Origin of the sequence: Pseudophaeobacter profundi, from assembly GCF_029697505.1 — a bacterium.
Classification (GTDB): Bacteria; Pseudomonadota; Alphaproteobacteria; order Rhodobacterales; family Rhodobacteraceae; genus Pseudophaeobacter; species Pseudophaeobacter profundi.
The window spans coordinates 1-295 of the sequence record NZ_JARJEF010000174.1 but is presented as its reverse complement, the minus strand read 5'-3'; the positions used below and the strand labels follow the sequence as shown (position 1 = coordinate 295).

The 295-nt window shown below is 53.2% G+C and carries 1 protein-coding gene; it reads left to right on the top strand.

Features of this window, described 5'->3' with window-relative positions; all coding sequences use genetic code 11:
* Positions 1 to 295 (top strand): 30S ribosomal protein S9 (gene rpsI / locus P2081_RS20670; RefSeq protein WP_278924665.1); only part of this gene is annotated, 295 nt, incomplete at both ends.

The following is a 295-nucleotide window of genomic DNA, read 5'->3' as shown; positions in this document are numbered from 1 at the left end:
CTCGAGTTCTCCAGTACAAACTGCAGGAGCCCATCCTTCTCTTGGGCAAGGAGCGTTTCTCTGGAGTTGACATCAGAGTGAGGGTGAATGGTGGAGGTCATGTCGCTCAGATTTACGCCATCAGACAAGCCATCTCCAAAGCTCTGGTCTCATACTACCAGAAATATGTGGATGAAGCCTCCAAGAAGGAGATCAAGGACATCCTGATCCAATACGACAGAACTCTCCTGGTCGCGGATCCTCGCCGCTGCGAGCCTAAGAAGTTCGGAGGTCCTGGCGCCAGGGCCAGATACCA